Annotated in this window: 28 protein-coding genes, 1 other RNA gene, 1 pseudogene and 1 other annotated feature; of the genes and pseudogenes, 14 read left to right on the forward strand and 16 right to left on the reverse strand. The window is 50.2% G+C overall.

Annotated features, from left to right (window positions below; translation table 11 throughout):
• A partial coding sequence (locus FQZ95_RS27065; RefSeq protein WP_123057350.1) for an autotransporter outer membrane beta-barrel domain-containing protein occupies nt 1-117 on the forward strand: 117 nt, incomplete at its 5' end.
• Nucleotides 118-277: 160 nt separating this feature from the next.
• On the opposite strand, the gene ssrA is transcribed toward FQZ95_RS27065, so the two are convergent.
• Nucleotides 278-640, reverse strand: a transfer-messenger RNA (tmRNA) gene (ssrA, locus tag FQZ95_RS20840).
• A gap of 214 nt (nt 641-854) precedes the next feature.
• Nucleotides 855-1,337: an SsrA-binding protein SmpB gene (gene smpB / locus FQZ95_RS20845; RefSeq protein ID WP_000162574.1), complete on the reverse strand. Its 483-nt coding sequence runs from the start codon at nt 1,335-1,337 to the stop codon at nt 855-857.
• A gap of 170 nt (nt 1,338-1,507) precedes the next feature.
• Between smpB and ratA the strand changes: the two genes are divergently transcribed.
• Both ratA and FQZ95_RS20855 read left to right on the forward strand, forming a co-directional pair.
• On the forward strand, nt 1,508-1,945 hold the full coding sequence (ratA, locus tag FQZ95_RS20850) for a type II toxin-antitoxin system toxin RatA (protein WP_001300750.1): 438 nt from the start codon (nt 1,508-1,510) through the stop codon (nt 1,943-1,945).
• Nucleotides 1,935-2,225, forward strand: a complete 291-nt coding sequence (locus FQZ95_RS20855) for an RnfH family protein (protein ID WP_001117842.1) — start codon at nt 1,935-1,937, stop codon at nt 2,223-2,225. Before ratA ends, FQZ95_RS20855 begins: the two co-directional genes overlap by 11 nt.
• 61 nt (nt 2,226-2,286) lie before the next feature.
• Here FQZ95_RS20855 and bamE read toward each other — a convergent pair whose 3' ends face one another.
• From bamE to nadK, 3 genes are all read right to left on the reverse strand, one after another.
• Nucleotides 2,287-2,628 (reverse strand): outer membrane protein assembly factor BamE, encoded by a 342-nt coding sequence (gene bamE, locus FQZ95_RS20860; RefSeq protein WP_001203437.1) that lies wholly within the window; start codon nt 2,626-2,628, stop codon nt 2,287-2,289.
• Nucleotides 2,629-2,776: 148 nt separating this feature from the next.
• On the reverse strand, nt 2,777-4,438 hold the full coding sequence (gene recN / locus FQZ95_RS20865) for a DNA repair protein RecN (RefSeq protein ID WP_032184939.1): 1,662 nt from the start codon (nt 4,436-4,438) through the stop codon (nt 2,777-2,779).
• An 85-nt stretch (nt 4,439-4,523) separates the two neighbouring features.
• Nucleotides 4,524-5,402, reverse strand: coding sequence for an NAD(+) kinase (gene nadK, locus FQZ95_RS20870; RefSeq protein WP_001059176.1), 879 nt, complete (start codon nt 5,400-5,402; stop codon nt 4,524-4,526).
• A gap of 122 nt (nt 5,403-5,524) precedes the next feature.
• Here nadK and grpE point away from each other — a divergent pair, with 122 nt between their 5' ends.
• Nucleotides 5,525-6,118 (forward strand): nucleotide exchange factor GrpE, encoded by a 594-nt coding sequence (gene grpE / locus FQZ95_RS20875; protein ID WP_001296310.1) that lies wholly within the window; start codon nt 5,525-5,527, stop codon nt 6,116-6,118.
• A 54-nt stretch (nt 6,119-6,172) separates the two neighbouring features.
• On the opposite strand, the gene FQZ95_RS20880 is transcribed toward grpE, so the two are convergent.
• Together FQZ95_RS20880 and FQZ95_RS20885 are read right to left on the reverse strand one after the other, a co-directional pair.
• On the reverse strand, nt 6,173-7,459 hold the full coding sequence (locus tag FQZ95_RS20880; RefSeq protein ID WP_010723175.1) for an HlyC/CorC family transporter: 1,287 nt from the start codon (nt 7,457-7,459) through the stop codon (nt 6,173-6,175).
• A 20-nt stretch (nt 7,460-7,479) separates the two neighbouring features.
• Nucleotides 7,480-8,271: a cytochrome C assembly family protein gene (locus FQZ95_RS20885; RefSeq protein ID WP_001338897.1), complete on the reverse strand. Its 792-nt coding sequence runs from the start codon at nt 8,269-8,271 to the stop codon at nt 7,480-7,482.
• A 166-nt stretch (nt 8,272-8,437) separates the two neighbouring features.
• Here FQZ95_RS20885 and ffh point away from each other — a divergent pair, with 166 nt between their 5' ends.
• The 5 genes from ffh (at nt 8,438) to rplS (ending at nt 11,938) form a co-directional block, all read left to right on the forward strand.
• A complete protein-coding gene (gene ffh / locus FQZ95_RS20890; RefSeq protein WP_000460035.1) occupies nt 8,438-9,799 on the forward strand; it encodes a signal recognition particle protein in 1,362 nt (453 codons plus the stop codon).
• A gap of 136 nt (nt 9,800-9,935) precedes the next feature.
• On the forward strand, nt 9,936-10,184 hold the full coding sequence (gene rpsP, locus FQZ95_RS20895) for a 30S ribosomal protein S16 (protein ID WP_000256450.1): 249 nt from the start codon (nt 9,936-9,938) through the stop codon (nt 10,182-10,184).
• Between the two features lie 18 nt (nt 10,185-10,202).
• The gene (gene rimM / locus FQZ95_RS20900) at nt 10,203-10,751 is read left to right on the forward strand and encodes a ribosome maturation factor RimM (RefSeq protein WP_105277833.1); all 549 of its coding nucleotides are present in this window, start codon (nt 10,203-10,205) and stop codon (nt 10,749-10,751) included.
• Between the two features lie 30 nt (nt 10,752-10,781).
• Nucleotides 10,782-11,549 carry a tRNA (guanosine(37)-N1)-methyltransferase TrmD gene (trmD, locus tag FQZ95_RS20905; RefSeq protein WP_000264781.1) on the forward strand — a complete coding sequence of 256 codons (768 nt, stop codon included), beginning with the start codon at nt 10,782-10,784 and terminating at the stop codon, nt 11,547-11,549.
• A 41-nt stretch (nt 11,550-11,590) separates the two neighbouring features.
• Nucleotides 11,591-11,938, forward strand: coding sequence for a 50S ribosomal protein L19 (rplS, locus tag FQZ95_RS20910; RefSeq protein WP_000065253.1), 348 nt, complete (start codon nt 11,591-11,593; stop codon nt 11,936-11,938).
• Between the two features lie 76 nt (nt 11,939-12,014).
• On the opposite strand, the gene FQZ95_RS20915 is transcribed toward rplS, so the two are convergent.
• The 4 genes from FQZ95_RS20915 to FQZ95_RS20930 form a co-directional block, all read right to left on the reverse strand.
• Nucleotides 12,015-12,497 (reverse strand): OmpA family protein, encoded by a 483-nt coding sequence (locus FQZ95_RS20915; RefSeq protein WP_039021299.1) that lies wholly within the window; start codon nt 12,495-12,497, stop codon nt 12,015-12,017.
• Between the two features lie 15 nt (nt 12,498-12,512).
• A complete protein-coding gene (gene dgcN / locus FQZ95_RS20920) occupies nt 12,513-13,739 on the reverse strand; it encodes a diguanylate cyclase DgcN (protein WP_160530615.1) in 1,227 nt (408 codons plus the stop codon).
• Nucleotides 13,729-14,247 (reverse strand): YfiR family protein, encoded by a 519-nt coding sequence (locus tag FQZ95_RS20925; RefSeq protein WP_001212405.1) that lies wholly within the window; start codon nt 14,245-14,247, stop codon nt 13,729-13,731. Before FQZ95_RS20925 ends, dgcN begins: the two co-directional genes overlap by 11 nt.
• Nucleotides 14,248-14,398: 151 nt before the next feature.
• Nucleotides 14,399-14,764 carry a DUF2799 domain-containing protein gene (locus FQZ95_RS20930; RefSeq protein ID WP_001353010.1) on the reverse strand — a complete coding sequence of 122 codons (366 nt, stop codon included), beginning with the start codon at nt 14,762-14,764 and terminating at the stop codon, nt 14,399-14,401.
• A 209-nt stretch (nt 14,765-14,973) separates the two neighbouring features.
• Between FQZ95_RS20930 and aroF the strand changes: the two genes are divergently transcribed.
• A complete protein-coding gene (aroF, locus tag FQZ95_RS20935; protein WP_001168045.1) occupies nt 14,974-16,044 on the forward strand; it encodes a 3-deoxy-7-phosphoheptulonate synthase AroF in 1,071 nt (356 codons plus the stop codon).
• A 10-nt stretch (nt 16,045-16,054) separates the two neighbouring features.
• On the forward strand, nt 16,055-17,176 hold the full coding sequence (gene tyrA, locus FQZ95_RS20940; protein ID WP_000225222.1) for a bifunctional chorismate mutase/prephenate dehydrogenase: 1,122 nt from the start codon (nt 16,055-16,057) through the stop codon (nt 17,174-17,176).
• A gap of 42 nt (nt 17,177-17,218) precedes the next feature.
• Here tyrA and pheA read toward each other — a convergent pair whose 3' ends face one another.
• From pheA to bamD, 5 genes and pseudogenes are all read right to left on the reverse strand, one after another.
• A complete protein-coding gene (gene pheA, locus FQZ95_RS20945; RefSeq protein ID WP_000200113.1) occupies nt 17,219-18,379 on the reverse strand; it encodes a bifunctional chorismate mutase/prephenate dehydratase in 1,161 nt (386 codons plus the stop codon).
• Between the two features lie 21 nt (nt 18,380-18,400).
• Nucleotides 18,401-18,526: a sequence feature (Phe leader region), on the reverse strand.
• Nucleotides 18,478-18,525 carry a pheA operon leader peptide PheL gene (gene pheL, locus FQZ95_RS20950; RefSeq protein WP_001386991.1) on the reverse strand — a complete coding sequence of 16 codons (48 nt, stop codon included), beginning with the start codon at nt 18,523-18,525 and terminating at the stop codon, nt 18,478-18,480. It overlaps the preceding feature by 48 nt.
• A gap of 102 nt (nt 18,527-18,628) precedes the next feature.
• Nucleotides 18,629-18,970, reverse strand: a complete 342-nt coding sequence (raiA, locus tag FQZ95_RS20955) for a ribosome-associated translation inhibitor RaiA (RefSeq protein ID WP_000178456.1) — start codon at nt 18,968-18,970, stop codon at nt 18,629-18,631.
• A gap of 259 nt (nt 18,971-19,229) precedes the next feature.
• Nucleotides 19,230-19,940 (reverse strand): annotated as a pseudogene (locus FQZ95_RS20960) (IS4 family transposase).
• 121 nt (nt 19,941-20,061) lie between these two features.
• Nucleotides 20,062-20,799, reverse strand: a complete 738-nt coding sequence (bamD, locus tag FQZ95_RS20965; protein ID WP_000197686.1) for an outer membrane protein assembly factor BamD — start codon at nt 20,797-20,799, stop codon at nt 20,062-20,064.
• 134 nt (nt 20,800-20,933) lie between these two features.
• Here bamD and rluD point away from each other — a divergent pair, with 134 nt between their 5' ends.
• The 3 genes from rluD to clpB all read left to right on the forward strand — a co-directional run bounded on the left by rluD (nt 20,934) and on the right by clpB (nt 25,345).
• Nucleotides 20,934-21,914 (forward strand): 23S rRNA pseudouridine(1911/1915/1917) synthase RluD, encoded by a 981-nt coding sequence (gene rluD, locus FQZ95_RS20970; RefSeq protein WP_000079112.1) that lies wholly within the window; start codon nt 20,934-20,936, stop codon nt 21,912-21,914.
• Nucleotides 21,911-22,642 carry a purine nucleoside phosphorylase YfiH gene (yfiH, locus tag FQZ95_RS20975; protein ID WP_105277866.1) on the forward strand — a complete coding sequence of 244 codons (732 nt, stop codon included), beginning with the start codon at nt 21,911-21,913 and terminating at the stop codon, nt 22,640-22,642. Before rluD ends, yfiH begins: the two co-directional genes overlap by 4 nt.
• Before the next feature lie 129 nt (nt 22,643-22,771).
• Nucleotides 22,772-25,345: an ATP-dependent chaperone ClpB gene (gene clpB / locus FQZ95_RS20980; RefSeq protein WP_001235102.1), complete on the forward strand. Its 2,574-nt coding sequence runs from the start codon at nt 22,772-22,774 to the stop codon at nt 25,343-25,345.
• Nucleotides 25,346-25,535: the final 190 nt, after the last annotated feature.

Here is a 25,535-nt window from a genome sequence, read left to right on the forward strand (position 1 = left end):
GGTATTAAAGCCTCATTCAGCAGTTCGTTAAGCGGGCATCTCGGGGTGGGGTATAGCCATGGTGCCGGTGTGGAATCCCCGTGGAACGCGGTGGCTGGTGTGAACTGGTCGTTCTGACCATCAACGAAAAAGCCCACATCTGTGGGCTTTCATATCACCAGGAGCCGCGGCTCCTTTGCGTATCCTTTTATGTCTCCTCACCGTCTGGTCGGTGTCTTGCTGAGACTTCTAACTTCCTGTTTTTGTTGGTGTTGTCCTTGCACCGTCCAATCATGATTGGTGGAGCTGGCGGGAGTTGAACCCGCGTCCGAAATTCCTACATCCTCGGTACTACATGCTTAGTCAGTCTTTACATTCGCTTGCCAGCTGCGGACGGACACGCCACTAACAAACTAGCCTGATTAAGTTTTAACGCTTCAACCCCAGGCAGGGCTTCCACGCGATCTCTTTTGGGTTTGACCTCTCTTGATCCCCGTCCTAAGAGCGGAGGCTAGGGAGAGAGGGCTCTAAGCAGGTTATTAAGCTGCTAAAGCGTAGTTTTCGTCGTTTGCGACTATTTTTTGCGGCTTTTTACGAGGCCAACCGCCCCTCGGCATGCACCTTGGGTTTCGCAAATCCCGTCGAATCCAGAATCAGCCCCAATGTGTAACGGTAAGTATACCAGATTCATGAGTGCCATGACCAGCCTCAATGGCGTTATCGTTAAAGATTTAGCACCCATGTAGCCTGATTTTTATTCGATTAAGCAATGGGATGGCAACATTTGGGTCGGATGTGATAGCCAATAAGATGTTCATTCGCGCCGCCGGAGAGGGTGGCGCGGTGAGGAACTGGTCAATAATTGGAGTGCAGATTTAACGGTGGGCGTTTTTCATGATACGCGCTTTATCCACCTGCCATTCGCGTTCTTTGATGTCTGAACGTTTATCGTGCTGTTTCTTACCTTTAGCGACGCCGATTTTCACTTTGCACCAGGCATTTTTCCAGTACAGGGAGAGCGCCACTACGGTATAGCCTTCTCGATTGACGCGACCGTACAATGAGTCCAGTTCGCGCTGGTTGAGAAGTAACTTGCGGGTACGGGTAGGATCGCACACCACATGCGTGGATGCCACAGCCATTGGCGTGATGTTAGCGCCAAACAGAAATGCTTCTCCATCACGTAGAAGGACGTAGCTGTCGCTGATATTGGCTTTTCCTGCGCGCAGGGATTTAACCTCCCAGCCTTGCAGGGCAAGTCCCGCTTCGAACTCTTCTTCGATAAAGTATTCGTGACGGGCGCGCTTGTTAAGTGCGATGGTCGCTGAACCAGGTTTATGTGCTTTTTTCTTCGTCATAAGCGTCGTGAATCATCGGTAATCTGAAATCGAAAACACCCCATATCAATCCTGCGGGGGACAAGGCTCTATCTTAGCATGAACCCGATGTTACCCAGCGCCGGGATAGCGTTTTTTTTACAGCAGGATAAATGATATTATTTGTTGGATTTTTGTTGATGGAAATTGTTATGCCTCAGATTAGCCGGACCGCACTGGTACCCTACAGCGCGGAGCAAATGTATCAGTTAGTGAATGACGTTCAGTCTTATCCTCAGTTTTTGCCGGGTTGTACCGGAAGTCGGATTCTGGAGTCCACTCCTGGGCAGATGACCGCGGCGGTAGATGTCTCTAAGGCTGGGATCAGCAAAACGTTTACTACCCGCAACCAGTTGACCAGTAACCAAAGTATTCTTATGAATCTGGTGGATGGGCCGTTCAAGAAATTGATCGGTGGATGGAAGTTTACGCCGCTGAGCCAGGAGGCGTGTCGTATCGAGTTTCATCTCGACTTTGAGTTTACCAATAAGTTGATTGAACTCGCCTTTGGCCGCGTGTTTAAAGAGCTGGCGGCTAATATGGTCCAGGCTTTTACGGTTCGTGCGAAAGAGGTTTACAGTGCCAGGTAAAATTGCCGTTGAGGTGGCTTATGCTCTACCTGAGAAGCAGTACCTGCAGCGCGTGACGCTGCAGGAGGGCGCGACGGTTGAAGAAGCTATTCGCACCAGTGGCTTGCTGGAATTGCGTACCGATATCGATTTAACTAAAAACAAAGTCGGCATTTACAGCCGTCCGGCAAAACTGAGCGATACCGTGCATGATGGCGATCGGGTGGAGATTTATCGTCCTCTCATTGCCGATCCTAAAGAGCTTCGCAGGCAACGAGCAGAAAAATCAGCGAATAAATAACAGACAGAAAAAAGGTGCTTATTGAGCACCTTTTTTAACGTCTTTGAGAGCAACTTTATTATTAGTTACCACTCAGCGCAGGTTTGTTATCAATGTTGGTCAACACCCCGCTACTGTTAAAGGTCAGCGTCAGCGTTTGCTGCGTTACACCTTCATGACCTGGTTGCTGGCGGAAGACATAGAACCAGGTATTCGTACCAAATGGATCGGACATCAGCGGTGTACCCAATGCGTACGCAACTTGTTGTTGCGTCATGCCAACACGTATTTTGGATACGTCGTTAGCGGTCAGATAGTTCCCCTGGTTGATGTCAGGACGGTAAACCACTCGCTCCAGAGTGGAACAGCCTGCGGTCAACATCAATAGTACTGCTGCTGCAGCAGTCAGCGTTTTACAGCGCATAGTGATTTGATTCCTTTTCGGGCCCGAGCAGTACGTGGCTCATCTGTAATATGCCGATGATAATAGACCTTTCATCACTTTAAAACCTTTTGCTTTCCGGTCTTACGGCGTTTTGCTGTTTACTCTGACCGTGAAGCAGGAAAAAAGTTTACGCCGCAAGCAGTTCTTTCGCATTCGCCAGTGTGTTACGTGTGACTTCACTGCCACCAAGCAGGCGCGCCAGCTCTTGTAACCGCGCTTTTTTGTCCAGCGACTCCATATGCGTTTCTGTCATCGCACCATCGGTTTCTTTGCTGACAAAATAGTGTTGATGACCACATCCCGCGACTTGTGGCAGGTGGGTAACACACATCACCTGAGTTGATTCGCCAAGTTGACGTAGCAGTTTGCCGACAACTGCCGCTGTTGGGCCGCTAATCCCTACATCCACTTCATCAAAAATCAGTGCCGGGGTTTCCATTTTACGCGCGGTAATGACCTGGATTGCCAATGCGATGCGGGACAACTCACCACCGGATGCGACTTTGGCAATAGGCTGCATTGGCTGACCTGGGTTGGTGGTTACCCGAAACTCAATACGATCAGCGCCGTCAGCGCCCAGGTGATGCTCGTCAAATTTAACATCGATCGTAAACTGCCCATGTGGCATAGAGAGTGCATGCATACTATCGGTGATCAGCTGTGCCAACTCATTTGCATAATGCTGGCGTTGCTGGTGTAACGCGCGCGCCGTTTCCAGTGCCTGCTGATGATGTTTCGTTACCGCCAGCGCGAGCGTTTCTTGTGAGTCGGCCTGATCGTCCAGTTGCTGCTGTTCTTCCAGTAGCGACTGGTAATACTGTGGCAATGCCTCAGGGCTGACGTGATGTTTACGTGCCAGCGAAATCTGTTTTGAGATACGCTGTTCAAGTTCAAACAGTCGGTTGGGATCGAGATCCAGACGATCGCAGTAGTGGCGCAGTTCGTCGCTGGCTTCAGCAATCTGGATGGTAGCTTCTTCCAGCATATCAAGTACGCCGGACAGTTTGCTGTCCATGCCAATCAATTCGCTCACCAGTTGTTTAGCCGTGTAAAGCTGACTTTGCAGGTTTGCGTCTTCACCGTCGGCCATTAATGCCAATGCATTCTGGCTGGTGGTCAGCAATTGACCGCTGTTCGCCAGACGTTTGTACTCTTCGTCGATTTGCTCAAACTCTCCGGGCTGAGGATTAAATTCGTTAAGTTCTTTTAATTGGTATTGCAGCAGCTCCGCACGAGCGGCGCGTTCCTGACTTAACTGTTGATGATGCGCGAGGTCGCGGCAGCTTTGATGCCACAACTGATAACGTGCGGTCATTTCCTGAAGCAGAGAGGTTTCATTAGCATAGCCATCAAGCAGGAATTTTTGGTGCTCGGGTTTGGTGAGTAATTGATGGGCGTGCTGACCATGGATCTGAATGAGCAACTGGCCCAGTTCGCGCAGTTGTGACAGTGGAACAGCTGTACCGTTGATAAAACCACGAGAGCGACCATCGCTACTGATTACGCGACGAAGCAGGCATTCACGGCCATCTTCCAGTTGGTTTTCTTCCAGCCAGCGCAGTGCTGCGGGTGTATCTTTCAGAGAAAAACGGGCGCACAGATCTGCGCGAGCAGCGCCGGTACGCACCATGTCGGCTTCAGCGCGACCGCCGAGACAAAGGCCCAGGGCATCTATTGCAATAGATTTACCCGCGCCGGTCTCGCCGGTGATTACGGTCATGCCGCTGTGAAAATCAATCTCAAGCTCACGAACGATAGCAAAGTTGCTGATGGTCAGTTGTGCCAACATAGTTGTTTTCCTGTATGAAAAACCATTACTGTTATTGTGTACAGTATAAACTGGTTTTATATACAGTAAAGAGGCTGGCGTAAAATTAGAATAATTTTTTTGACCAGCCGAGCTTGGTGCTTAATGTATTGAAATAGCTGTAATCTTTCGGATGAATCAGATTCAGATGGTAATCACAGCGACGAATCAGGACATCTTCTCCTTCCTGAATCGGTAGTGCTATCTGGCTGTCGCAACTGATTTCCAGGTCGTTACGGCGATGTGAAAAACGCAGACGGATCGTGCTGCTGCTGTTTATGACCAGTGGTCGTGCTGACAACGTATGCGGGAACATGGGCACCAGGGTAATTGCATCCAGAGAAGGCGTCAGGATTGGACCGCCTGCCGAGAGAGAATAGGCAGTGGAGCCTGTAGGTGTCGAAATAATCAGGCCATCGGAACGCTGCGAAAACGCAAAGATCTCGTCGATATATACTTCGAACTCAATCATATGCGCCACTTTGCCTGGATGAAGTACCACTTCATTTATCGCGGTGCTGATGCGCTTTTGGCAATCTTGCTGACAGACTTGCGCTTCCAGCAAAAAACGTTTCTCGCTGATGTAGTGACCTTCCAGCACATCGGCTAATTGTTGCTGGGCGTTATCGGGATCAAGGTCAGTCAGGAAACCCAGGTTGCCACGGTTGATTCCAATAACTTTAATATCGTAGCGGGCGAGCGTGCGCGCCGCGCCCAGCATATTACCGTCGCCGCCAACGACAACCGCGAGATCAGCCTGTTGCCCAATCTCCGCGAGCGTGCCAGTTTTCACATTCTTCAGTTGCAGTTCGTGAGCGATTTGTTGCTCAACGATGACCTCGTAACCTTTTGTGCACAGCCAGCGGTAGAGCATTTCATGTGTTGTCAGTGCAGTGGGGTGCCGTGGGTGTCCCACAATGCCAATACACTTGAAATGATTATTCATTTTTCCGAGGTCCTTGTTGCGAAGATTGATGACAATGTGAGTGCTTCCCTTGAAACCCTGAAACTGATCCCCATAATAAGCGAAGTTAGCGAGATGAATGCGAAAAAAACGCGGAGAAATTCATGAGTAGTAAAGAACAGAAAACGCCTGAGGGGCAAGCCCCGGAAGAAATTATCATGGATCAGCACGAAGAGATTGAGGCAGTTGAGCCAGAAGCTTCTGCTGAGCAGGTGGATCCGCGCGATGAAAAAATTGCGAATCTCGAAGCTCAGCTGGCTGAAGCCCAGACCCGTGAACGTGACGGCATTTTGCGCGTAAAAGCCGAAATGGAAAACCTGCGTCGCCGTACTGAACTGGATATCGAAAAAGCCCATAAATTCGCGCTGGAGAAATTCATCAACGAATTGCTGCCGGTGATTGATAGCCTGGATCGTGCGCTGGAAGTGGCTGATAAAGCTAACCCGGATATGTCCGCGATGGTTGAAGGTATTGAGCTGACGCTGAAGTCGATGCTGGATGTTGTGCGTAAGTTTGGCGTTGAAGTGATCGCCGAAACTAACGTCCCACTGGACCCGAATGTGCATCAGGCCATCGCAATGGTGGAATCTGATGACGTTGCGCCAGGTAACGTACTGGGTATTATGCAGAAGGGTTATACGCTGAATGGTCGTACGATTCGTGCGGCGATGGTTACTGTAGCGAAAGCAAAAGCTTAATTTCTGCTTTCGTAATAAATCACGGCCCAGCATGCGAATGCCGGGCCGTTTTCGTTACTCCGCCACACTCTCACGCAGCGGTTTCACAGGAAAAACTTTTACCTGCTTAATCATATTGTCCTGTACATCGAGAATATCGATATCGTACTCGCCAATACGCACGCGAGTTCCTGCGACAGGAATCTCTTCCAGTGCCTCAAGAATGACGCCATTAACCGTTCGTGCATCATCTTCCGGTAGATGCCAGTTGAAGGCTTTGTTGATTTCCCGCACGTTGGCAGTGCCATCGATAATCACCGAACCGTCGTTTTGCGGCGTGACCTCTTCGGCGAGCGTTGGCGACATCGACGTGGTGAAATCACCAACAATCTCTTCGAGAATATCTTCGACCGTCACCAGACCCTGAATATCTCCATACTCGTTGACGACCAGGCCGACTTTCTTTTTGTTGCGCTGAAACTTCACCAGCTGCGTGCTGAGCGGCGTACCTTCCGGGACAAAATAGATTTCGTCCGCGGCGCGTAGCATGGTTTCTTTGGTGAACTCTTTTTTTTCCGACATGAGTCGCCAGGCTTCACGTACTCGCAGCATACTGATGGCGTCGTCAAGCGAGTCACGGTAGAGCACGATGCGTCCGTGAGGTGAGTGGGAGAGTTGGCGGAGAATCGATTTCCAGTCATCGTTGATATCAATACCGATAATTTCACTACGCGGCACCATGATGTCATCGACGGTCATTTTTTCCAGATCGAGTACCGACAACAGCATATCCTGATTGCGACGGGAAATCTGTGACCGCGATTCGTGCACAATGGTGCGTAATTCTTCTTTGCTTAAAGATCCACTAACCACGATATCGGTTTTGATGCCCATCATGCGCATTAACATGCGGGTAATAGCGTTTAGCAACCAGACCAGTGGCATCATCAAAATTTGCAGCGGTGCCAGCAGAAAACTACTTGGATAGGCGACTTTTTCCGGGTACAGCGCGGCAATGGTTTTCGGCAATACTTCAGCAAAAACCAGTACGACAAAAGTAAGCACACCAGTCGCAATTGCCACGCCCGCATCCCCGTACAAACGCATCCCCACAATAGTGCCGAGCGCGGAAGCAAGAATATTGACCAGGTTATTGCCGATTAACACCAGGCTTATCAGGCGGTCTGGCTTACGCAGCAATTTTTCGACGCGTTTGGCCGAGCGATTACCCTGTTTCGCCATATGCCTCAGACGATAGCGGTTGAGGGTCATCATTCCGGTTTCGGACCCGGAAAAATAGGCTGAAATGACCACCATGATGATCAGAATAATGATCAACGTAGTAGTAGAAATGTGTTCCAGGGGAAACTCCTTTTCTGGGATTAGCTGATTAACTGCTGGACAATTCGGCTGCCGAAGTAGGCCAGTGTCAGAATGACTGCACCCGCAACGTTAAACCAGACGACGCGGCGTCCACGCCATCCTTCATGATAATGTCCCCACAGCAGCACAATATAGACAAACCACGCCACGATAGAGAGCACGGCCTTGTCGATATTTTCCATGCTAAATAAGTTGTGCATGTAGAACAGGCCAGTGCAAAGAGTGAGCGTTAACAGCACCACGCCAATCTGCGTGATGTGGAACATTTTACGCTCGATACTCATCAACGGCGGCATTTCCTGGTTAAACGCCAGCTTCTTGTTCTTCAGTTGGTAATCAATCCACGCCAGTTGTAATGCATACAGAGCGGCGATAATCAGCGTGGCATAGGAAAAGAGCGATAAGCCAATGTGCACCAGCATCCCAGGCGTTGCTTCCAGATGGGTGATGTATTCATTGGGCATAAAGGTGGCCAGCGCCAGGTTGATAAGCGCAAAGGCATAGACAATGGGTAGCAGCAACCAGCCACGATTGCGAGAAGCCACGATGGTCATTACCGTACAGATCATCAAACTGACCAGCGAACCAACGTTCAGCAGGCTGAGGTTTTGTCCGCTATCACCGTCGGGCAGGATGCGGGCTTCCAGAGCGATTGCGTGGCAGACCAGCGCGATGACCGCAGAAATAATAGCCATGCGCCGCCAGCCGCCGTTTTTTTGCAGCAGACCGGGAACAATCAGCGCAAGACTGACGGAGTAGGCGACAAGCGCGAGCAGAGCAAAAACGGGCATAGTAATGTCGACAGTTTGAGCAATAAGAAAGAGAAGCAGTATAGCGTCAGGTGAACGCTGCTCCAACCGTTGCATAACAACAAAGACGCCTTCATGTTATACTGCGGCAAAATACTGATGATGTGTCGCGATTGCGGCCAACCGTTTCCACCCCAGGCGAGAGACAATGTTTGATAATTTAACCGATCGTTTGTCGCGCACGCTGCGCAATATCAGTGGCCGTGGACGCCTCACTGAAGACAACGTAAAAGATACGCTGCGCGAAGTGCGCATGGCGCTGCTGGAGGCGGACGTCGCCCTGCCGGTAGTGCGTGAGTTTATCAATCGCGTAAAAGAGAAAGCGGTTGGTCATGAAGTTAATAAGAGCCTGACGCCGGGGCAGGAGTTCGTCAAAATCGTCCGTAACGAACTGGTTGCGGCGATGGGCGAAGAGAACCAGACCCTGAATCTGGCTGCGCAACCGCCAGCGGTGGTACTGATGGCGGGCCTGCAAGGTGCCGGTAAAACAACCAGCGTGGGCAAGCTCGGTAAGTTCCTGCGTGAGAAGCACAAGAAGAAAGTGCTGGTGGTTTCTGCTGACGTCTATCGCCCGGCGGCAATCAAACAGCTTGAGACGCTGGCAGAGCAGGTGGGCGTTGATTTCTTCCCTTCTGATGTTGGTCAGAAGCCGGTTGATATTGTTAACGCGGCGCTGAAAGAAGCCAAACTGAAATTCTACGACGTGCTGCTGGTGGATACCGCTGGTCGTCTGCACGTTGACGAAGCGATGATGGACGAGATCAAACAAGTCCATGCGTCGATTAACCCGGTTGAAACCCTGTTTGTGGTTGACGCCATGACCGGTCAGGATGCGGCCAATACGGCAAAAGCATTCAATGAAGCGTTACCGCTGACCGGTGTGGTACTGACTAAAGTCGACGGCGATGCTCGTGGCGGTGCGGCGCTCTCTATTCGTCACATTACGGGCAAACCGATCAAGTTCCTCGGTGTTGGCGAGAAAACCGAGGCGCTGGAGCCGTTCCATCCGGACCGCATCGCTTCCCGTATTCTCGGCATGGGCGACGTGCTGTCGCTGATCGAAGATATCGAAAGTAAAGTTGACCGCGCGCAGGCAGAGAAATTAGCCAGCAAGCTGAAAAAAGGCGACGGCTTCGATCTCAACGACTTCCTTGAGCAACTGCGCCAGATGAAAAATATGGGCGGCATGGCTAGCCTGATGGGCAAACTGCCGGGCATGGGGCAGATCCCGGATAACGTCAAGTCGCAGATGGACGATAAAGTGCTGGTGCGTATGGAAGCCATCATCAACTCGATGACGATGAAAGAGCGCGCTAAGCCAGAAATCATCAAAGGTTCGCGTAAACGCCGTATCGCTGCCGGTTGCGGTATGCAGGTGCAGGACGTTAACCGTCTTCTGAAACAGTTCGACGACATGCAGCGCATGATGAAGAAAATGAAGAAGGGCGGAATGGCGAAGATGATGAGAAGCATGAAAGGGATGATGCCGCCGGGATTTCCTGGTCGCTAAATGACCTTATGCGACAGAGTTATTAACTGCTGATTGCATTTTCTCCAGAAATCAGTAAAATTTTCGGGCTTTTAATATGACACCGGACTCCGTTCCTCGATGGGGTCCGGTTGTTTTATTCACACAAGAGGATGTTATGGTAACTATTCGTTTAGCACGTCACGGCGCTAAAAAGCGTCCGTTCTACCAGGTTGTTGTCGCTGACAGCCGTAATGCACGCAACGGTCGCTTCATCGAGCGCGTTGGTTTCTTCAACCCAATCGCTAGCGAAAAAGAAGAAGGCACTCGCCTGGATCTGGATCGCATCGCTCACTGGGTTGGCCAGGGCGCAACTATTTCTGATCGCGTTGCAGCGCTGATCAAAGAAGTAAACAAAGCAGCTTAATCTGTCACGGTGGTCATGATGAGCAAACAACTCACCGCGCAAGCACCTGTTGATCCCATCGTTTTGGGAAAAATGGGTTCGTCTTACGGTATTCGTGGGTGGCTCAGAGTGTTTTCTTCCACCGAAGACGCCGAAAGCATTTTTGACTATCAGCCCTGGTTTATCCAGAAGGCGGGTCAGTGGCAGCAAGTCCAGCTGGAAAGCTGGAAGCACCACAATCAGGACATGATCATCAAGCTGAAAGGCGTTGACGATCGTGATGCGGCGAACCTGCTGACGAATTGTGAAATTGTCGTGGATTCATCGCAGCTGCCTCAGCTTGAAGAGGGTGACTACTACTGGAAAGACCTGATGGGCTGCCAGGTAATAACCACTGAAGGCTACGATCTCGGTAAAGTCATCGATATGATGGAAACCGGATCTAATGACGTTCTCGTCATTAAGGCAAACCTGAAAGATGCGTTTGGTATCAAGGAACGTCTCGTACCGTTCCTCGATGGGCAGGTTATCAAGAAAGTCGATCTCACTACTCGTTCAATCGAAGTAGATTGGGATCCTGGTTTTTAAACCACCGGATAAACGGTAAAAGACGGCGCTATGTGGATTGGCATAATTAGCCTGTTTCCTGAAATGTTCCGCGCAATTACCGATTACGGGGTAACTGGCCGGGCAGTTAAAAATGGCCTGCTGAGCATCCAGAGCTGGAGTCCTCGTGACTTCACGCATGACCGGCACCGTACTGTGGACGATCGTCCTTACGGCGGCGGACCGGGGATGTTAATGATGGTGCAACCTTTACGGGACGCCATTCATGCAGCAAAAGCCGCGGCGGGTGAAGGCGCAAAGGTGATTTATCTGTCACCGCAGGGGCGCAAGCTTGATCAAGCAGGCGTCAGCGAACTGGCAACGAATCAAAAATTGATTCTGGTGTGCGGTCGCTACGAAGGTATAGATGAGCGCGTGATCCAAACCGAAATTGACGAAGAATGGTCAATCGGCGATTACGTTCTCAGTGGTGGTGAGTTACCAGCAATGACGCTGATTGACTCCGTTTCCCGGTTTATTCCGGGAGTACTGGGACATGAAGCTTCGGCAACGGAAGATTCCTTTGCTGAAGGATTGCTGGATTGCCCGCACTATACACGGCCTGAGGTGTTAGAAGGGATGGAAGTTCCGTCAGTGTTACTGTCGGGCAACCATGCTGAGATACGTCGCTGGCGTTTGAAACAGTCGCTGGGCCGTACCTGGCTTAGAAGACCTGAACTTCTGGAAAACCTGGCTCTGACTGAAGAGCAAGCAAGGTTGCTGGCGGAGTTCAAAACGGAACACGCACAACAGCAACATAAACATGATGGGATGGCGTAAGCCCCCGAGATATCAGTTTACCCAGGATAAGAGATTAAATTATGAGCAACATTATTAAGCAACTTGAACAAGAGCAGATGAAGCAGGACGTACCTTCCTTCCGTCCGGGTGATACCGTGGAAGTGAAAGTATGGGTTGTTGAAGGTTCCAAAAAACGTCTGCAGGCATTCGAGGGCGTGGTTATCGCTATTCGTAACCGCGGTCTGCACTCTGCATTCACTGTTCGTAAAATTTCCAACGGCGAAGGCGTTGAGCGTGTCTTCCAGACTCACTCTCCGGTAGTTGACAGCATTTCTGTCAAACGTCGTGGTGCTGTTCGTAAAGCTAAACTGTACTACCTGCGTGAGCGTACTGGTAAGGCTGCTCGTATCAAAGAGCGTCTTAACTAAGATTTCGCTTAAGCGACATCCTGTTAAGAAGGGCTGGCCAATTGGCTGGCCCTTTTTTTATCTGTTTGCTCGTGTTTTAAGGGGTAGTAATCACTACTGCGACGCGGCGGTTCTCGGCGCGGCCCTGGGCGGTCTTGTTACTGGCTATGGGATATTTTTTTCCTAAACCCTGTGTGGTGAGGTTGCTGCGCGGAATTTGTCCACCTATAGCCCATGCATCGGCCACAACATTCGCCCGTTTCAATGATAAGGCTTCGTTGTAACTGTCTTCACCATAGTTGTCGGTGTGTCCATCCATACGGGCATGCGTTAGCCCTGTCGAGGCCAATTTGGCTGCCATGGTTTGGATCTGTTGCTGGCTTTCCGGGAGCAATTTGTAGTCATTTTTTGCGAACAGAATGGCATCTGATAATCCCAGCGACCAGTCGCCGGCGGATTCAGTAAATCCATAAGATTGCATAGCGGCAACTTGCTCAGGAGTAAACTTTCCCTGAGGGGACTGGCAGCCAGTCAGTACTAGCGAGGTGAAAATCAGGGGTGCTACCAGGTGCTTTATCATATCGATATATCCTTGTTATCTCACCAGCTTTTCGGCACGCTGGTGTTTGGCCTGATACATATTGTGATCGGCCAGCTCTTGTAATTTTTCCGCAGAGGCATGCTCAATGGTCATCGCGTAACCAATGCTTAATGTCATGGTGGTCTGATGACCATTATGAAGATCAAACGGGCGATTAAAGATTTGTGTCAGTGCTGAGCATATCCGCTGCACTTCAGATTCCGACTGTACACCATAGAGCACCATCGCGAATTCATCGCCGCCTATGCGGTATGCTTTATGTTGCAGCCCGCCAAATTCTGCTAACCGTTTTGCTACCTCAATCAAGACCCGATCGCCCGTCGCATGACCCCAGGTATCGTTGATATATTTAAAATTATCGCCATCAAGAAACAGTAACGCCGACGTTTTTCTGGCGTCGGAACTGCTCATCAACGTGTTGATGCCGCTACGAAACGCAGCCCGGTTCGCCAGCCCGGTTAATGGGTCATGTAGCGCGGTACGTAGAAGCTGCGCATTTTTGGCCTGTAAACGAAGCTGCCACTCTTCCATTTCATCCAGCAGACTGTTGAAGTCGAGAGCGAAGCGGTGAAACTCAGCGATACGTTCTTCCGAAACTCGTCGGGAAAAATTGCGGTTGGAACGCACATCATGTACGACATCGGTGATATTTTTCAGCGCTTCCACCAGGCCATTGTGCAAATGGCGGGTGAGGGTAATTGCGATGCCTGATGCCAGCAGAATACAACCGGTCAGGACAGCGAGCGAAAACCAGATAAAATGGCTGATCGAGCTGTCGCGAGCGGTTAAGCGTACTTCGCCAATGGTTTCACCATTGTGACTAATCGGCTGAGTGATGGGGGCAGGGAAGAGCCAGTGGCTTATGAAATTGCTGAAAGTATCGCCTGGATCCTTACGGGTGTAATGCCAGGATGCCAGAATATTTTGCTGCTTATCACGCACTTCTGCAGTTGAAAATTGCCCTTGCTTCCCCAGCGCTGCCAGTGTTTGAGTTGCTGCAGGGCCATCGGCAAAAACGACCGCTGCTTCCAGACTGTAAGTCATTGTTGCTGCTGTCAGTGCCAGGTTTTTTTGCGCGTACTGTTTCAGGGTCAGCACCGAGGTCACGGAAAGCAGCAACCAGATCAGCATCATAGTGATAAATATGCTGGTCATACTGATGTTGCGTAATGCTCTTTTAAACGTGGGGCGCTTATTAAGAGAATTATCGTTATCCATCATTTTTCTTCCGTGCGAGCATTAAGACATCTGGGTTCACCTTTACACCGCTACGCGATAAGGCATCCAGGTTTACGGCAAATCTGACGTCATTATTGTGGATGATCAGACAAAAGGCGCTGCCAATAATGCACTCGGCATTTTGTTCGGCAATTAATAATAACGCCTTTGACGGATATTGTTCGGTTAATTCCATCTGGAATGTTGGTGACTCGTTGCCAAAATAAAAACCATTGCAGCCTGATATCATCGCCTCTTGTTGAGAGTGAATGATGACAGGCAGATAAGGCAAAGATGTCGCGCCATTCTCTTGTAGGGCGGTACTAAAACGTGAAGATGAAAAGATACATAACTTTGGTAGGCCTGATAGCGCAGGCCAGCGAGTGTAACTGACAATACCGGAAACCATCGTACGCACGTTTTTCGCAACGTCTGAAGGTTCCTGAGCGAGTATTGGTGCTCCCGTCAGGAGGAGAATCAGCAGTAAGAACAGACGATGAGAAAAACGCATTCAGGGATCCTCACCATCTTCGCTTGCAATGCATCGATAATTTTTCAGAATGCTCATTAAAATATCATTTTTTTATGCAGTCGTCATCAGAGTGGGAAATAAAAAATAATAAGTAAAATCTCATGTTTAATTTATTGTTGGGGGGGGTTAATTAATTTAATCGTATTGTGCTGGCATTCTCATCAGCCCCTTTTTGCCATACTTCATGCAGTTGGCTGGCATTTTCAACATTGTTGCAGCTGGCAGGAAAGCTTTTACCGGAAAGTCCTCGGGCATAAGTAAAATCGGTCTGGCAAGTTTTCTTTTGTCCTTCGGCATATCCTTTAAGGTATAGACCGCGATCCGCCTGTGAATCGCTAAATGCATCGTCATCTTTTATGGCGTTGCCCGATATCGCATCTTCCATACCAACATCATACCAGTCGGTGCTGGTCAAGGTTGGCGCGTGAGTATAAGGATCAATCTGACATCCGCTAACCAGTAAAGCCAACAAGGGGGCGATAAACTTTTTCATCATTTCTTTCTCCTTTTTCAAAGCATAGCGGATTGTTTTCAAAGGAGGTGTAAATTTATTTATACATAAACAAGGGTTAAAAGCACGAATAAATTGTTTGTGTAAAGAAAAATGTACGAAATATGGATTGAAAACTTTACTTTATGTGTTATCGTTACGTCATCCTCGCTGAGGATCAACTATCGCAAACGAGCATAAACAGGATCGCCATCATGCAAAAAGACGCGTTGAATAACGTACATATTACCGACGAACAAGTTTTAATGACTCCGGAACAACTGAAGGCCGCTTTTCCATTAAGCCTGCAACAGGAAGCCCAGATTGCTGACTCGCGTAAAACCATTTCAGATATTATCGCCGGGCGCGATCCTCGTCTGTTGGTAGTATGTGGTCCTTGTTCCATTCATGATCCGGAAACTGCTCTGGAATATGCTCGTCGATTTAAAGCCCTTGCCGCAGAGGTCAGCGATAGCCTCTATCTGGTAATGCGCGTCTATTTTGAAAAACCCCGTACCACTGTCGGTTGGAAAGGGTTGATTAACGATCCCCATATGGATGGCTCTTTTGATGTAGAAGCCGGGCTGCAGATCGCGCGTAAATTGCTGCTTGAGCTGGTGAATATGGGACTGCCACTGGCAACGGAAGCGTTAGATCCGAATAGCCCGCAATACCTGGGCGATCTGTTTAGCTGGTCAGCAATTGGTGCTCGTACAACGGAATCGCAAACTCACCGTGAAATGGCCTCCGGGCTTTCCATGCCGGTTGGTTTTAAAAACGGCACCGATGGCAGTCTGGCAACGGCAATTAACGCTATGCGCGCCGCCGCCCAGCCGCACCGTTTTGTTGGCATTAACCAGGCAGGGCAGGTTGCGTTGCTACAAACTCAGGGGAATCCGGACGGGCATGTGATCCTGCGCGGTGGTAAAGCGCCAAACTATAGCCCTGCGGATGTTGCGCAATGTGAAAAAGAGATGGAACAGGCGGGACTGCGCCCGTCTCTGATGGTAGATTGCAGCCACGGTAATTCCAATAAAGATTATCGCCGTCAGCCTGCGGTGGCAGAATCCGTGGTTGCTCAAATCAAAGATGGCAATCGCTCAATTATTGGTCTGATGATCGAAAGTAATATCCACGAGGGCAATCAGTCTTCCGAGCAACCGCGCAGTGAAATGAAATACGGTGTATCCGTAACCGATGCCTGCATTAGTTGGGAAATGACCGATGCCTTGCTGCGTGAAATTCATCAGGATCTGAACGGGCAGCTGACGGCTCGCGTGGCTTAAGAGGTTTATTATGGTTGCTGAATTGACCGCATTACGCGATCAAATTGATGAAGTCGATAAAGCGCTACTGAATTTATTAGCGAAGCGTCTGGAACTGGTTGCTGAAGTTGGCGAGGTGAAAAGCCGCTTTGGACTGCCTATTTATGTTCCGGAGCGCGAGGCATCTATGCTGGCCTCGCGGCGTGCAGAGGCGGAAGCTCTGGGTGTACCGCCAGATCTGATTGAGGATGTTTTGCGTCGGGTGATGCGTGAATCTTACTCCAGTGAAAACGACAAAGGATTTAAAACGCTTTGTCCGTCTCTGCGTCCGGTGGTTATCGTCGGTGGTGGCGGTCAGATGGGACGTCTGTTCGAGAAGATGCTGACGCTCTCGGGTTATCAGGTGCGGATTCTGGAGCAACATGACTGGGATCGAGCGGCTGATATTGTTGCCGATGCCGGAATGGTGATTGTTAGTGTGCCCATTCACGTTACTGAACAAGTTATTGGCAAATTACCGCCTTTACCGAAAGATTGTATTCTGGTCGATCTGGCATCGGTGAAAAATGGACCATTACAGGCCATGCTGGCGGCGCATGATGGTCCGGTGCTGGGGTTACACCCGATGTTCGGCCCGGACAGCGGTAGCCTGGCAAAGCAAGTTGTGGTCTGGTGTGATGGACGTAAGCCGGAAGCATACCAATGGTTTCTGGAGCAAATTCAGGTCTGGGGCGCTCGGCTGCATCGTATTAGCGCTGTCGAGCACGATCAGAATATGGCGTTTATTCAGGCACTGCGCCACTTTGCTACTTTTGCTTATGGGCTGCACCTGGCAGAAGAAAATGTTCAGCTTGAGCAACTTCTGGCGCTTTCTTCGCCGATTTACCGCCTTGAGCTGGCGATGGTTGGGCGACTGTTTGCCCAGGATCCGCAACTGTATGCCGACATTATTATGTCGTCAGAGCGTAATCTGGCGTTAATCAAACGTTACTATAAGCGTTTCGGCGAGGCGATTGAGTTGCTGGAGCAGGGCGATAAGCAGGCGTTTATTGACAGTTTCCGCAAGGTGGAGCACTGGTTCGGCGATTACGCACAGCGTTTTCAGAGTGAAAGCCGCGTGTTATTGCGTCAGGCGAATGACAGTCGCCAGTAATAATCCAGTGCCGGGTGGCGTGTTTCACCCGGCACGATTTCATTATGCCGGATCGACTGGTACCACATTCTCGCTTGGGTAACAGCCCAGGACTTTCATCGAGCGAGTGATTTCACCTAGCTCTTTCAACGCCTGTTGCATTTCCGCTGATTCCAGATTGGCCTGAATATCCAGATAAAACATCTCTTCCCACGGGTTTCCGTGAATCGGGCGTGATTCCAGACGGGTCATAATCAGATTGTGGTTGCGCAGTACCAGCAACGCTTCAACCAGCGCACCAGCTTGTTGTCCGGTCGCCATTAACAACGTCGTTTTCGCCGGAACCTGGTCAGAAACGTTAATGGCTTTACGTGCCAACACCACAAATCGGGTGAAGTTTTGTCGCTGATTCGCTTCAATATGCTCCAGTACCTGCAAACCGTACAAAGTGCCGCCAGCTTCGCTTCCCAACGCAGCAACATGCGGTGATTTTGCCTGTGCAACCTTTTCCATTGCCGCAGACGTACTTTCGGTATATTCAATCTTCCAGTGCGGATAACGATTAAGGAATTTGCTGCATTGCTGGAATGGCTGCGGATGGCTGTAGACCGTATTAATGGTGGATAAATCAGTAGTGCCGGAGACCAACAAACAATGATCGATAGTTAACGTCATCTCGCCAACAATCGACAAACTGGTATGTTGCAGCAGATCGTAAACGTCGTTTATGGCACCGGAGCTGGTATTTTCAATCGGTACGACGGCATAGTCGGCCTGGCCGGTTTCCACCTGATTAAAAATATCGGCAAATTTGGCGCAGCCACTTTCAATGAATTGCTCAAAGTGACGCGCAGCGTACTGACGAGCGGCAAGATGTGAATAGGAGCCTTTGGGGCCGAGAAAAGCGATGCGTGCTGAGTGCGGATTAATTTTATTGAGATGTTGCTGGAGCAGTGCCTGCTGAGTTAATACGGAATCTTCAATGATGAGCTGGAACAGGCGAGTAATGTAATGGGCGTCCAGATGGTGCGCTTTACCGAGCGTAATTAATCTTTCCAGCAAATCGCGTTCGCGATCAATATCACGTACCGGGCGATGAGAGAGCAGTTTGGCTTTTCCCACCTCGACGGCCAGTTCGCGCCGCTCTGCCAGTAATGCTAATAATTTTTCATCCAGCGCGCTGATTTTCTCTCGCAGCGCCAGTAACGGGTTTTCCGATGTCATAGTGTTGCCTTTTTGTTATCAATAAAAAAGGCCCCCCGGTTTGGGAGGCCTTATTGTTCGTCTTCGCATTCTGTTTCACACGACGAAACGCCTCCCATTCAGGGGAAGGTAAAAAAGAATGCGAAGAAAAACGGTGTGTGTTTCATGTTTGTTTCCTTAAGTGACTTCAGTACAGTACCCGTACTGTTTTCACGCTGTCAACAAAAAACGCGCCCGAAGGCGCGTTGGCGATACACTCAATATAAAGGACTACTCTTCTTCAACTTCTTCGACGAAGTTGGCGTCTTTCACCGATGTTGCGGCACGACGTGCTTCGCCTTTGTGCTGCAGTTTATTGAGCTGCCGTTCCAGCTTGTTGATCAATTCGTTAATTGCGGTGTACATATCTTCATGTTTACCACTGGCAACCAGAACGCCGTTAGGAGTATTGATTGTGGCGTCAGCAACAAAACCTTGTGGCTCTTTGGACAGAATGATATGTGGATTAATCAGATGTGTTTGCCATTTTTCCAGTTTGGCGAGACGGTCTGCGACATGTTGGCGGATGGCCGGAGTAATTTCCATTTGTTTGCTGGTAATGTTCATTGTCATAAATTTTACCTCTTGTCTTCCCGTCTTGGTGAATTCAGCATACCGTTCCTGATGTCAAAATGTGTGATGGAAATCTCATAATTTTGTCACTTTTTGTCAACGAATCTTTTTTGTGAGAAATCGCAGGAAGAGGTGTTTTTTTACTTGAGGAATATCTCAAAGCGAGCCATATTTGATGAGATCGATAGTGACTAAATCGCTTCAGTTTCACAACTAACAGAATAAAAAAACGGCAGCTCAAGGCTGTAATGCCAGTCAGTTAAGCAACTGACTGGCTCTTTTTCGGGGCTGTGGGGTATTTCCAGGGCCTCTCCTTTACCACTCTCGGGAAGGCCCTTTCCCTTCTTGTCGGTAATTTCACTGGTTGTCCCATACTTGCAAGATCGCGCATCAGCTCCGGTATACGTCCCGGTGAAGCGCATGGCGTCCGTCATCGACGTCAGCAGATGGCTGGTCAGTTCCATCTGGCAGACCATTTTGACCTGCGGGTAGAGCGCCGGGTTTTCGGCATGTGTCTGGCGGGGGAAGGCTGCATCGTTCTCTGGTGTATTCGGTGTGCGCCAGAACACACCATCGATGGCCAGCAGGGTCAGGCGCACCAGTGCGGATGCGGCGTGGCGTTATGCCAGAGCTGCGCTGTTTTCGTGAACACGCGGCGGACAGCCTCACTTCCCAGGCGCTGGCGGGCCTGAATAACGGCACTGGGGGCAACGAAGGGGCGATTGCCCGGCAGCATGATGTCCAGGCGATTCACAATCTGATGAAGAGGTTCTTTACGCTCAAGCGCCATGCCAACAATACACCAGACCATCATTTCGAGGGGAAGACGGCGCTTGCGTAGCGTTACAGTACCTGATTCGGCAAGGCAACGAGAGATGAGTTCGGGGTCGAGGTAATCCCCCAGAGAAGTCAGTGGGTTACGCAGAGAATCGTAACGGGATACCAAATCAAGGGCCTGTCCAATGAGCATAAAAAAAATCCGGAAACGAGTGAGCGTTTCCGGATTCTTACACAGGCACTGGATCGGTCAACTGATCCTTAACTGATCGGCATTACAGCTCAAGGCTGCCGTTTTGTGTTTCAGGTTTCTGTTATGTATTGCTGCTGTTTGCGGCGATGATTTTCGCTACTTTTTCAGCTTGCGCATTCATCTGCATCTGACGGTATGCATTTTCCATCAGCGGCAGCGCATCACGCGTAGCCTGGGTATCCGGATAGTCGCGCAACATGCCTTCTACGCGGTTAACGACAGCAACCCATGCACCACGTTCTGTATAATACTCGGCAACGGAGTATTCATATTTCGCCAGACGATCTTTCAGGAATACCAGACGTTTGGTGGCATCGGTGGTGTACTGACTGTTCGGATAGCCGCGCACCAGTTTGGAAAAGTCACTAAACGCAGCTCGTGCATGTTGAGGATCGCGATCGCTACGATCGACGCCAAAGAACCCTTGCAGTGCACTGTCATCGAGCGCCATATTGGTCAGGCCACGCATGTACATGACATAATCGATATTCGGATGGGTCGGGTTAAGGCGAATAAAACGATCGATGGCAGCCTGTGCTAACGGCAAATCGGCGTTTTTATAGTAGGCGTAGATGAGATCCAGCTGCACCTGCTGCGAATACGGACCAAACGGATAGCGATTATCTAACGCTTCCAGTTGCGTTATTGCCTGTCTCCAGTTACCGTCCTGCAGCTTTTGTTGTGCAGTCGCGTAAATTTCATTTGGCGGATTATCAGGTACTTCTTCCTTTGACCCCGAGCAACCCGCCAAAAACAGGCTTAGTGTGGCGGCTGCCACCAGATATTTCATGCGCGTCATGACGTTTTGACTTTCCTCAAAATGTAATACGGGAGATTCTCTGTTCCTGCTCCCGGTTAAGACCAGCTACAATAGCACACTATATTAAACGGCAAAGCCGTAAAACCCCAACGATAAACGAAGAAGCAGTATATATGGCACAACGAGTACAGCTCACTGCAACGGTGTCCGAAAACCAACTCGGTCAACGCTTAGATCAGGCTTTGGCCGAAATGTTCCCGGATTATTCACGTTCGCGAATAAAAGAATGGATCCTCGACCAGCGCGTGCTGGTTAACGGCAAAGTTTGCGATAAGCCGAAAGAAAAAGTATTGGGTGGCGAGCAGGTGGCCATCAACGCTGAGATTGAAGAAGAAGCGCGTTTTGAACCGCAGGATATCCCGCTGGATATCGTCTATGAAGATGAAGATATCATCGTCATTAATAAACCACGCGACCTGGTGGTACATCCTGGCGCGGGTAACCCGGATGGCACGGTACTGAATGCGTTGCTTCATTATTATCCGCCCATTGCCGATGTACCGCGTGCGGGCATCGTCCATCGTCTGGATAAAGACACCACCGGCCTGATGGTTGTGGCAAAAACCGTTCCGGCTCAGACGCGTTTAGTCGAATCTTTGCAACGGCGTGAAATTACTCGTGAGTATGAAGCGGTGGCAATTGGTCATATGACCGCTGGCGGTACAGTAGATGAACCAATCAGCCGCCACCCGACCAAACGTACTCACATGGCGGTGCATCCGATGGGTAAACCGGCGGTCACTCACTATCGCATCATGGAACACTTCCGTGTGCACACGCGTCTGCGGTTGCGTCTGGAAACCGGACGTACGCACCAGATCCGCGTGCATATGGCCCATATCACTCATCCGCTGGTGGGCGATCCGGTTTATGGCGGCCGTCCGCGTCCGCCAAAAGGTGCTTCGGAAGCGTTTATCTCCACGCTGCGTAAGTTTGACCGCCAGGCGCTTCATGCAACCATGCTGCGTCTTTATCACCCGATCTCCGGCATCGAAATGGAATGGCATGCGCCTATTCCACAAGATATGGTGGAGCTGATTGAGGTGATGCGCGCCGATTTCGAAGAGCATAAGGATGAAGTGGACTGGTTATGAGTAAGCTGATTGTCCCGCAGTGGCCGCTGCCAAAAGGTGTTGCGGCCTGTAGCTCTACCCGTATCGGCGGCGTGAGCTTGCCGCCGTATGACTCGCTCAACCTCGGTGCCCATTGTGGCGATAACCCGGATTACGTCGAGGAAAATCGTAAGCGACTTTTTGCTGCGGGCAATTTGCCTTCAAAACCGGTCTGGCTTGAGCAGGTACACGGCAAAGATGTGCTTAAGCTTACTGGCGAACCTTATGCCTCAAAACGAGCAGATGCCTCTTATAGCAACACGCCGGGCACGGTTTGCGCTGTGATGACTGCCGACTGCCTCCCCGTGCTGTTTTGCAATCGAGCGGGAACGGAAGTCGCCGCCGCTCATGCTGGCTGGCGTGGACTGTGCGCAGGCGTGCTGGAAGAGACGGTTTCCTGTTTTGCTGATAATCCCGAAAACATTCTCGCCTGGTTAGGGCCGGCAATTGGTCCACGCGCGTTTGAAGTGGGAGCGGAGGTTCGCGAGGCGTTTATGGCAGTAGACGCCAAAGCGAGTGCAGCTTTCATTCAGCATGGAGATAAATATCTGGCGGATATTTATCAGCTTGCCCGGCAGCGTCTGGCGAACGTTGGTGTTGAGCAAATTTTCGGCGGCGACCGTTGTACATATACGGAAAATGAGACATTCTTCTCTTATCGTCGCGACAAGACCACCGGTCGTATGGCAAGTTTCATTTGGCTGATATAACCTAAAGAATCAAGACGATCCGGTACGCGTGATTTTCTTTTCACATTAATCTGGTCAATAACCTTGAATAATTGAGGGATGACCTCATTTAATCTCCAGTAGCAACTTTGATCCGTTATGGGAGGAGTTATGCGTCTGGATCGTCTTACTAATAAATTCCAGCTTGCTCTTGCCGATGCCCAATCACTTGCACTCGGGCACGACAACCAATTCATCGAACCACTTCATTTAATGAGCGCCCTGCTGAATCAGGAAGGGGGTTCGGTTAGTCCTTTATTAACATCCGCTGGCATTAATGCTGGCCAGTTGCGCACAGATATCAATCAGGCATTAAATCGTTTACCACAGGTTGAAGGTACTGGTGGTGATGTCCAGCCATCACAGGATCTGGTGCGCGTTCTTAATCTTTGCGACAAGCTGGCGCAAAAACGTGGTGATAACTTTATCTCGTCAGAACTGTTCGTTCTGGCGGCACTTGAGTCTCGCGGCACGCTGGCCGACATCCTGAAAGCAGCAGGGGCGACCACCGCCAACATTACTCAAGCGATTGAACAAATGCGTGGAGGTGAAAGCGTGAACGATCAAGGAGCTGAAGACCAACGTCAGGCTTTGAAAAAATACACCATCGACCTCACCGAACGAGCCGAACAAGGCAAACTCGATCCGGTGATTGGCCGTGATGAAGAAATTCGCCGTACCATTCAGGTACTGCAACGTCGTACTAAAAATAACCCGGTGCTGATTGGTGAACCAGGCGTTGGTAAAACAGCCATCGTTGAAGGTCTGGCTCAGCGTATTATCAATGGCGAGGTACCGGAAGGGCTGAAAGGCCGCCGCGTACTGGCGCTGGATATGGGCGCGCTGGTGGCCGGGGCGAAATATCGCGGTGAGTTTGAAGAACGTTTAAAAGGCGTGCTTAACGATCTCGCCAAACAGGAAGGCAACGTCATCCTGTTTATCGACGAATTACATACCATGGTCGGTGCGGGTAAAGCCGATGGCGCAATGGACGCCGGCAACATGCTGAAACCGGCGCTGGCGCGTGGTGAATTGCACTGCGTAGGTGCCACGACACTGGACGAATATCGCCAGTACATCGAAAAAGATGCTGCGCTGGAACGTCGTTTCCAGAAAGTGTTTGTTGCCGAGCCTTCTGTTGAAGACACCATTGCTATTCTGCGTGGCCTGAAAGAACGTTACGAACTGCACCACCATGTGCAAATTACTGACCCGGCAATTGTTGCAGCTGCGACGTTGTCTCATCGCTACATTGCTGACCGTCAGCTGCCGGATAAAGCCATCGACCTGATCGATGAAGCAGCATCCAGCATTCGTATGCAGATTGACTCAAAACCGGAAGAACTCGACCGACTCGATCGTCGTATCATCCAGCTCAAACTGGAACAACAGGCGCTAATGAAAGAGTCTGATGAAGCCAGTAAAAAACGCCTGGATATGCTCAACGAAGAACTGAGCGACAAAGAACGTCAGTACTCCGAGTTAGAAGAAGAGTGGAAAGCTGAGAAAGCGTCGCTTTCTGGTACGCAGACCATTAAAGCGGAACTGGAACAGGCGAAAATCGCCATTGAACAGGCTCGCCGTGTGGGTGATCTGGCGCGGATGTCTGAACTGCAATACGGCAAAATTCCAGAACTGGAAAAGCAACTGGAAGCCGCAACGCAGCTCGAAGGCAAAACTATGCGTCTCTTGCGTAATAAAGTGACCGACGCCGAAATTGCTGAAGTGCTGGCGCGTTGGACGGGGATTCCGGTTTCTCGCATGATGGAAAGCGAGCGCGAAAAACTGCTGCGTATGGAGCAAGAGCTGCACCATCGCGTTATTGGTCAGAACGAAGCGGTTGATGCGGTATCTAACGCTATTCGTCGTAGCCGTGCGGGGCTTGCTGACCCGAATCGCCCGATTGGTTCATTCCTGTTCCTCGGCCCAACGGGTGTGGGGAAAACTGAGCTTTGTAAGGCGCTGGCGAACTTTATGTTTGATAGCGACGAGGCGATGGTCCGTATCGATATGTCCGAGTTTATGGAGAAACACTCGGTGTCTCGTCTGGTTGGTGCGCCTCCGGGATATGTCGGTTATGAAGAAGGTGGCTACCTGACCGAAGCGGTGCGTCGTCGTCCGTATTCCGTCATCCTGCTGGATGAAGTGGAAAAAGCGCATCCGGATGTCTTCAACATTCTGTTGCAGGTACTGGATGATGGGCGTCTGACTGACGGGCAGGGGAGAACGGTCGACTTCCGTAATACGGTTGTCATTATGACCTCTAACCTCGGTTCCGATTTGATTCAGGAACGCTTCGGTGAACTGGATTATGCGCACATGAAAGAGCTGGTACTCGGTGTGGTAAGCCATAACTTCCGTCCGGAATTCATTAACCGTATCGATGAAGTGGTGGTCTTCCATCCGCTGGGTGAACAGCACATTGCGTCGATTGCGCAGATTCAGTTGAAACGTCTGTACAAACGTCTGGAAGAACGTGGTTATGAAATCCACATTTCTGACGAGGCGCTGAAACTGCTGAGCGAGAACGGTTACGATCCGGTCTATGGTGCACGTCCTCTGAAACGTGCTATCCAGCAGCAGATCGAAAACCCGCTGGCACAGCAAATACTGTCTGGTGAATTGGTTCCGGGTAAAGTTATTCGCCTGGAAGTTAATGAAGACAGGATTGTCGCCGTTCAGTAATGATAAAACGAGTCCTTCGGGGCTCGTTTTTGTCTATAAATTAGACGGAAAAGACTATATTCAAGATGTTTTGCCTGAAAAATGAGCGAACGATAAAGTTTTTATATTTTTCGCTTGTCAGGCCGGAATAACTCCCTATAATGCGCCACCACTGACACGGAACAACGGCAAACACGCCGCCGGGTCAGCG

Source organism: Escherichia sp. HH41S (assembly GCF_009820115.1).
Classification (GTDB): Bacteria; Pseudomonadota; Gammaproteobacteria; order Enterobacterales; family Enterobacteriaceae; genus Escherichia; species Escherichia coli_F.

Excerpts from the sequence above, each read along its gene's own strand:
- smpB (WP_000162574.1), bottom strand. The coding sequence starts at position 1,337 with ATGACGAAGAAAAAAGCACATAAACCTGGTTCAGCGACCATCGCACTT.
- ratA (WP_001300750.1), top strand. The coding sequence starts at position 1,508 with ATGCCTCAGATTAGCCGGACCGCACTGGTACCCTACAGCGCGGAGCAA.
- bamE (WP_001203437.1), bottom strand. The coding sequence starts at position 2,628 with ATGCGCTGTAAAACGCTGACTGCTGCAGCAGCAGTACTATTGATGTTG.
- recN (WP_032184939.1), bottom strand. The coding sequence starts at position 4,438 with ATGTTGGCACAACTGACCATCAGCAACTTTGCTATCGTTCGTGAGCTT.
- nadK (WP_001059176.1), bottom strand. The coding sequence starts at position 5,402 with ATGAATAATCATTTCAAGTGTATTGGCATTGTGGGACACCCACGGCAC.
- grpE (WP_001296310.1), top strand. The coding sequence starts at position 5,525 with ATGAGTAGTAAAGAACAGAAAACGCCTGAGGGGCAAGCCCCGGAAGAA.
- FQZ95_RS20885 (WP_001338897.1), bottom strand. The coding sequence starts at position 8,271 with ATGCCCGTTTTTGCTCTGCTCGCGCTTGTCGCCTACTCCGTCAGTCTT.
- ffh (WP_000460035.1), top strand. The coding sequence starts at position 8,438 with ATGTTTGATAATTTAACCGATCGTTTGTCGCGCACGCTGCGCAATATC.
- rpsP (WP_000256450.1), top strand. The coding sequence starts at position 9,936 with ATGGTAACTATTCGTTTAGCACGTCACGGCGCTAAAAAGCGTCCGTTC.
- rimM (WP_105277833.1), top strand. The coding sequence starts at position 10,203 with ATGAGCAAACAACTCACCGCGCAAGCACCTGTTGATCCCATCGTTTTG.
- trmD (WP_000264781.1), top strand. The coding sequence starts at position 10,782 with ATGTGGATTGGCATAATTAGCCTGTTTCCTGAAATGTTCCGCGCAATT.
- rplS (WP_000065253.1), top strand. The coding sequence starts at position 11,591 with ATGAGCAACATTATTAAGCAACTTGAACAAGAGCAGATGAAGCAGGAC.
- FQZ95_RS20915 (WP_039021299.1), bottom strand. The coding sequence starts at position 12,497 with ATGATAAAGCACCTGGTAGCACCCCTGATTTTCACCTCGCTAGTACTG.
- dgcN (WP_160530615.1), bottom strand. The coding sequence starts at position 13,739 with ATGATGGATAACGATAATTCTCTTAATAAGCGCCCCACGTTTAAAAGA.
- FQZ95_RS20925 (WP_001212405.1), bottom strand. The coding sequence starts at position 14,247 with ATGCGTTTTTCTCATCGTCTGTTCTTACTGCTGATTCTCCTCCTGACG.
- FQZ95_RS20930 (WP_001353010.1), bottom strand. The coding sequence starts at position 14,764 with ATGATGAAAAAGTTTATCGCCCCCTTGTTGGCTTTACTGGTTAGCGGA.
- aroF (WP_001168045.1), top strand. The coding sequence starts at position 14,974 with ATGCAAAAAGACGCGTTGAATAACGTACATATTACCGACGAACAAGTT.
- tyrA (WP_000225222.1), top strand. The coding sequence starts at position 16,055 with ATGGTTGCTGAATTGACCGCATTACGCGATCAAATTGATGAAGTCGAT.
- pheA (WP_000200113.1), bottom strand. The coding sequence starts at position 18,379 with ATGACATCGGAAAACCCGTTACTGGCGCTGCGAGAGAAAATCAGCGCG.
- raiA (WP_000178456.1), bottom strand. The coding sequence starts at position 18,970 with ATGACAATGAACATTACCAGCAAACAAATGGAAATTACTCCGGCCATC.
- bamD (WP_000197686.1), bottom strand. The coding sequence starts at position 20,799 with ATGACGCGCATGAAATATCTGGTGGCAGCCGCCACACTAAGCCTGTTT.
- rluD (WP_000079112.1), top strand. The coding sequence starts at position 20,934 with ATGGCACAACGAGTACAGCTCACTGCAACGGTGTCCGAAAACCAACTC.
- yfiH (WP_105277866.1), top strand. The coding sequence starts at position 21,911 with ATGAGTAAGCTGATTGTCCCGCAGTGGCCGCTGCCAAAAGGTGTTGCG.
- clpB (WP_001235102.1), top strand. The coding sequence starts at position 22,772 with ATGCGTCTGGATCGTCTTACTAATAAATTCCAGCTTGCTCTTGCCGAT.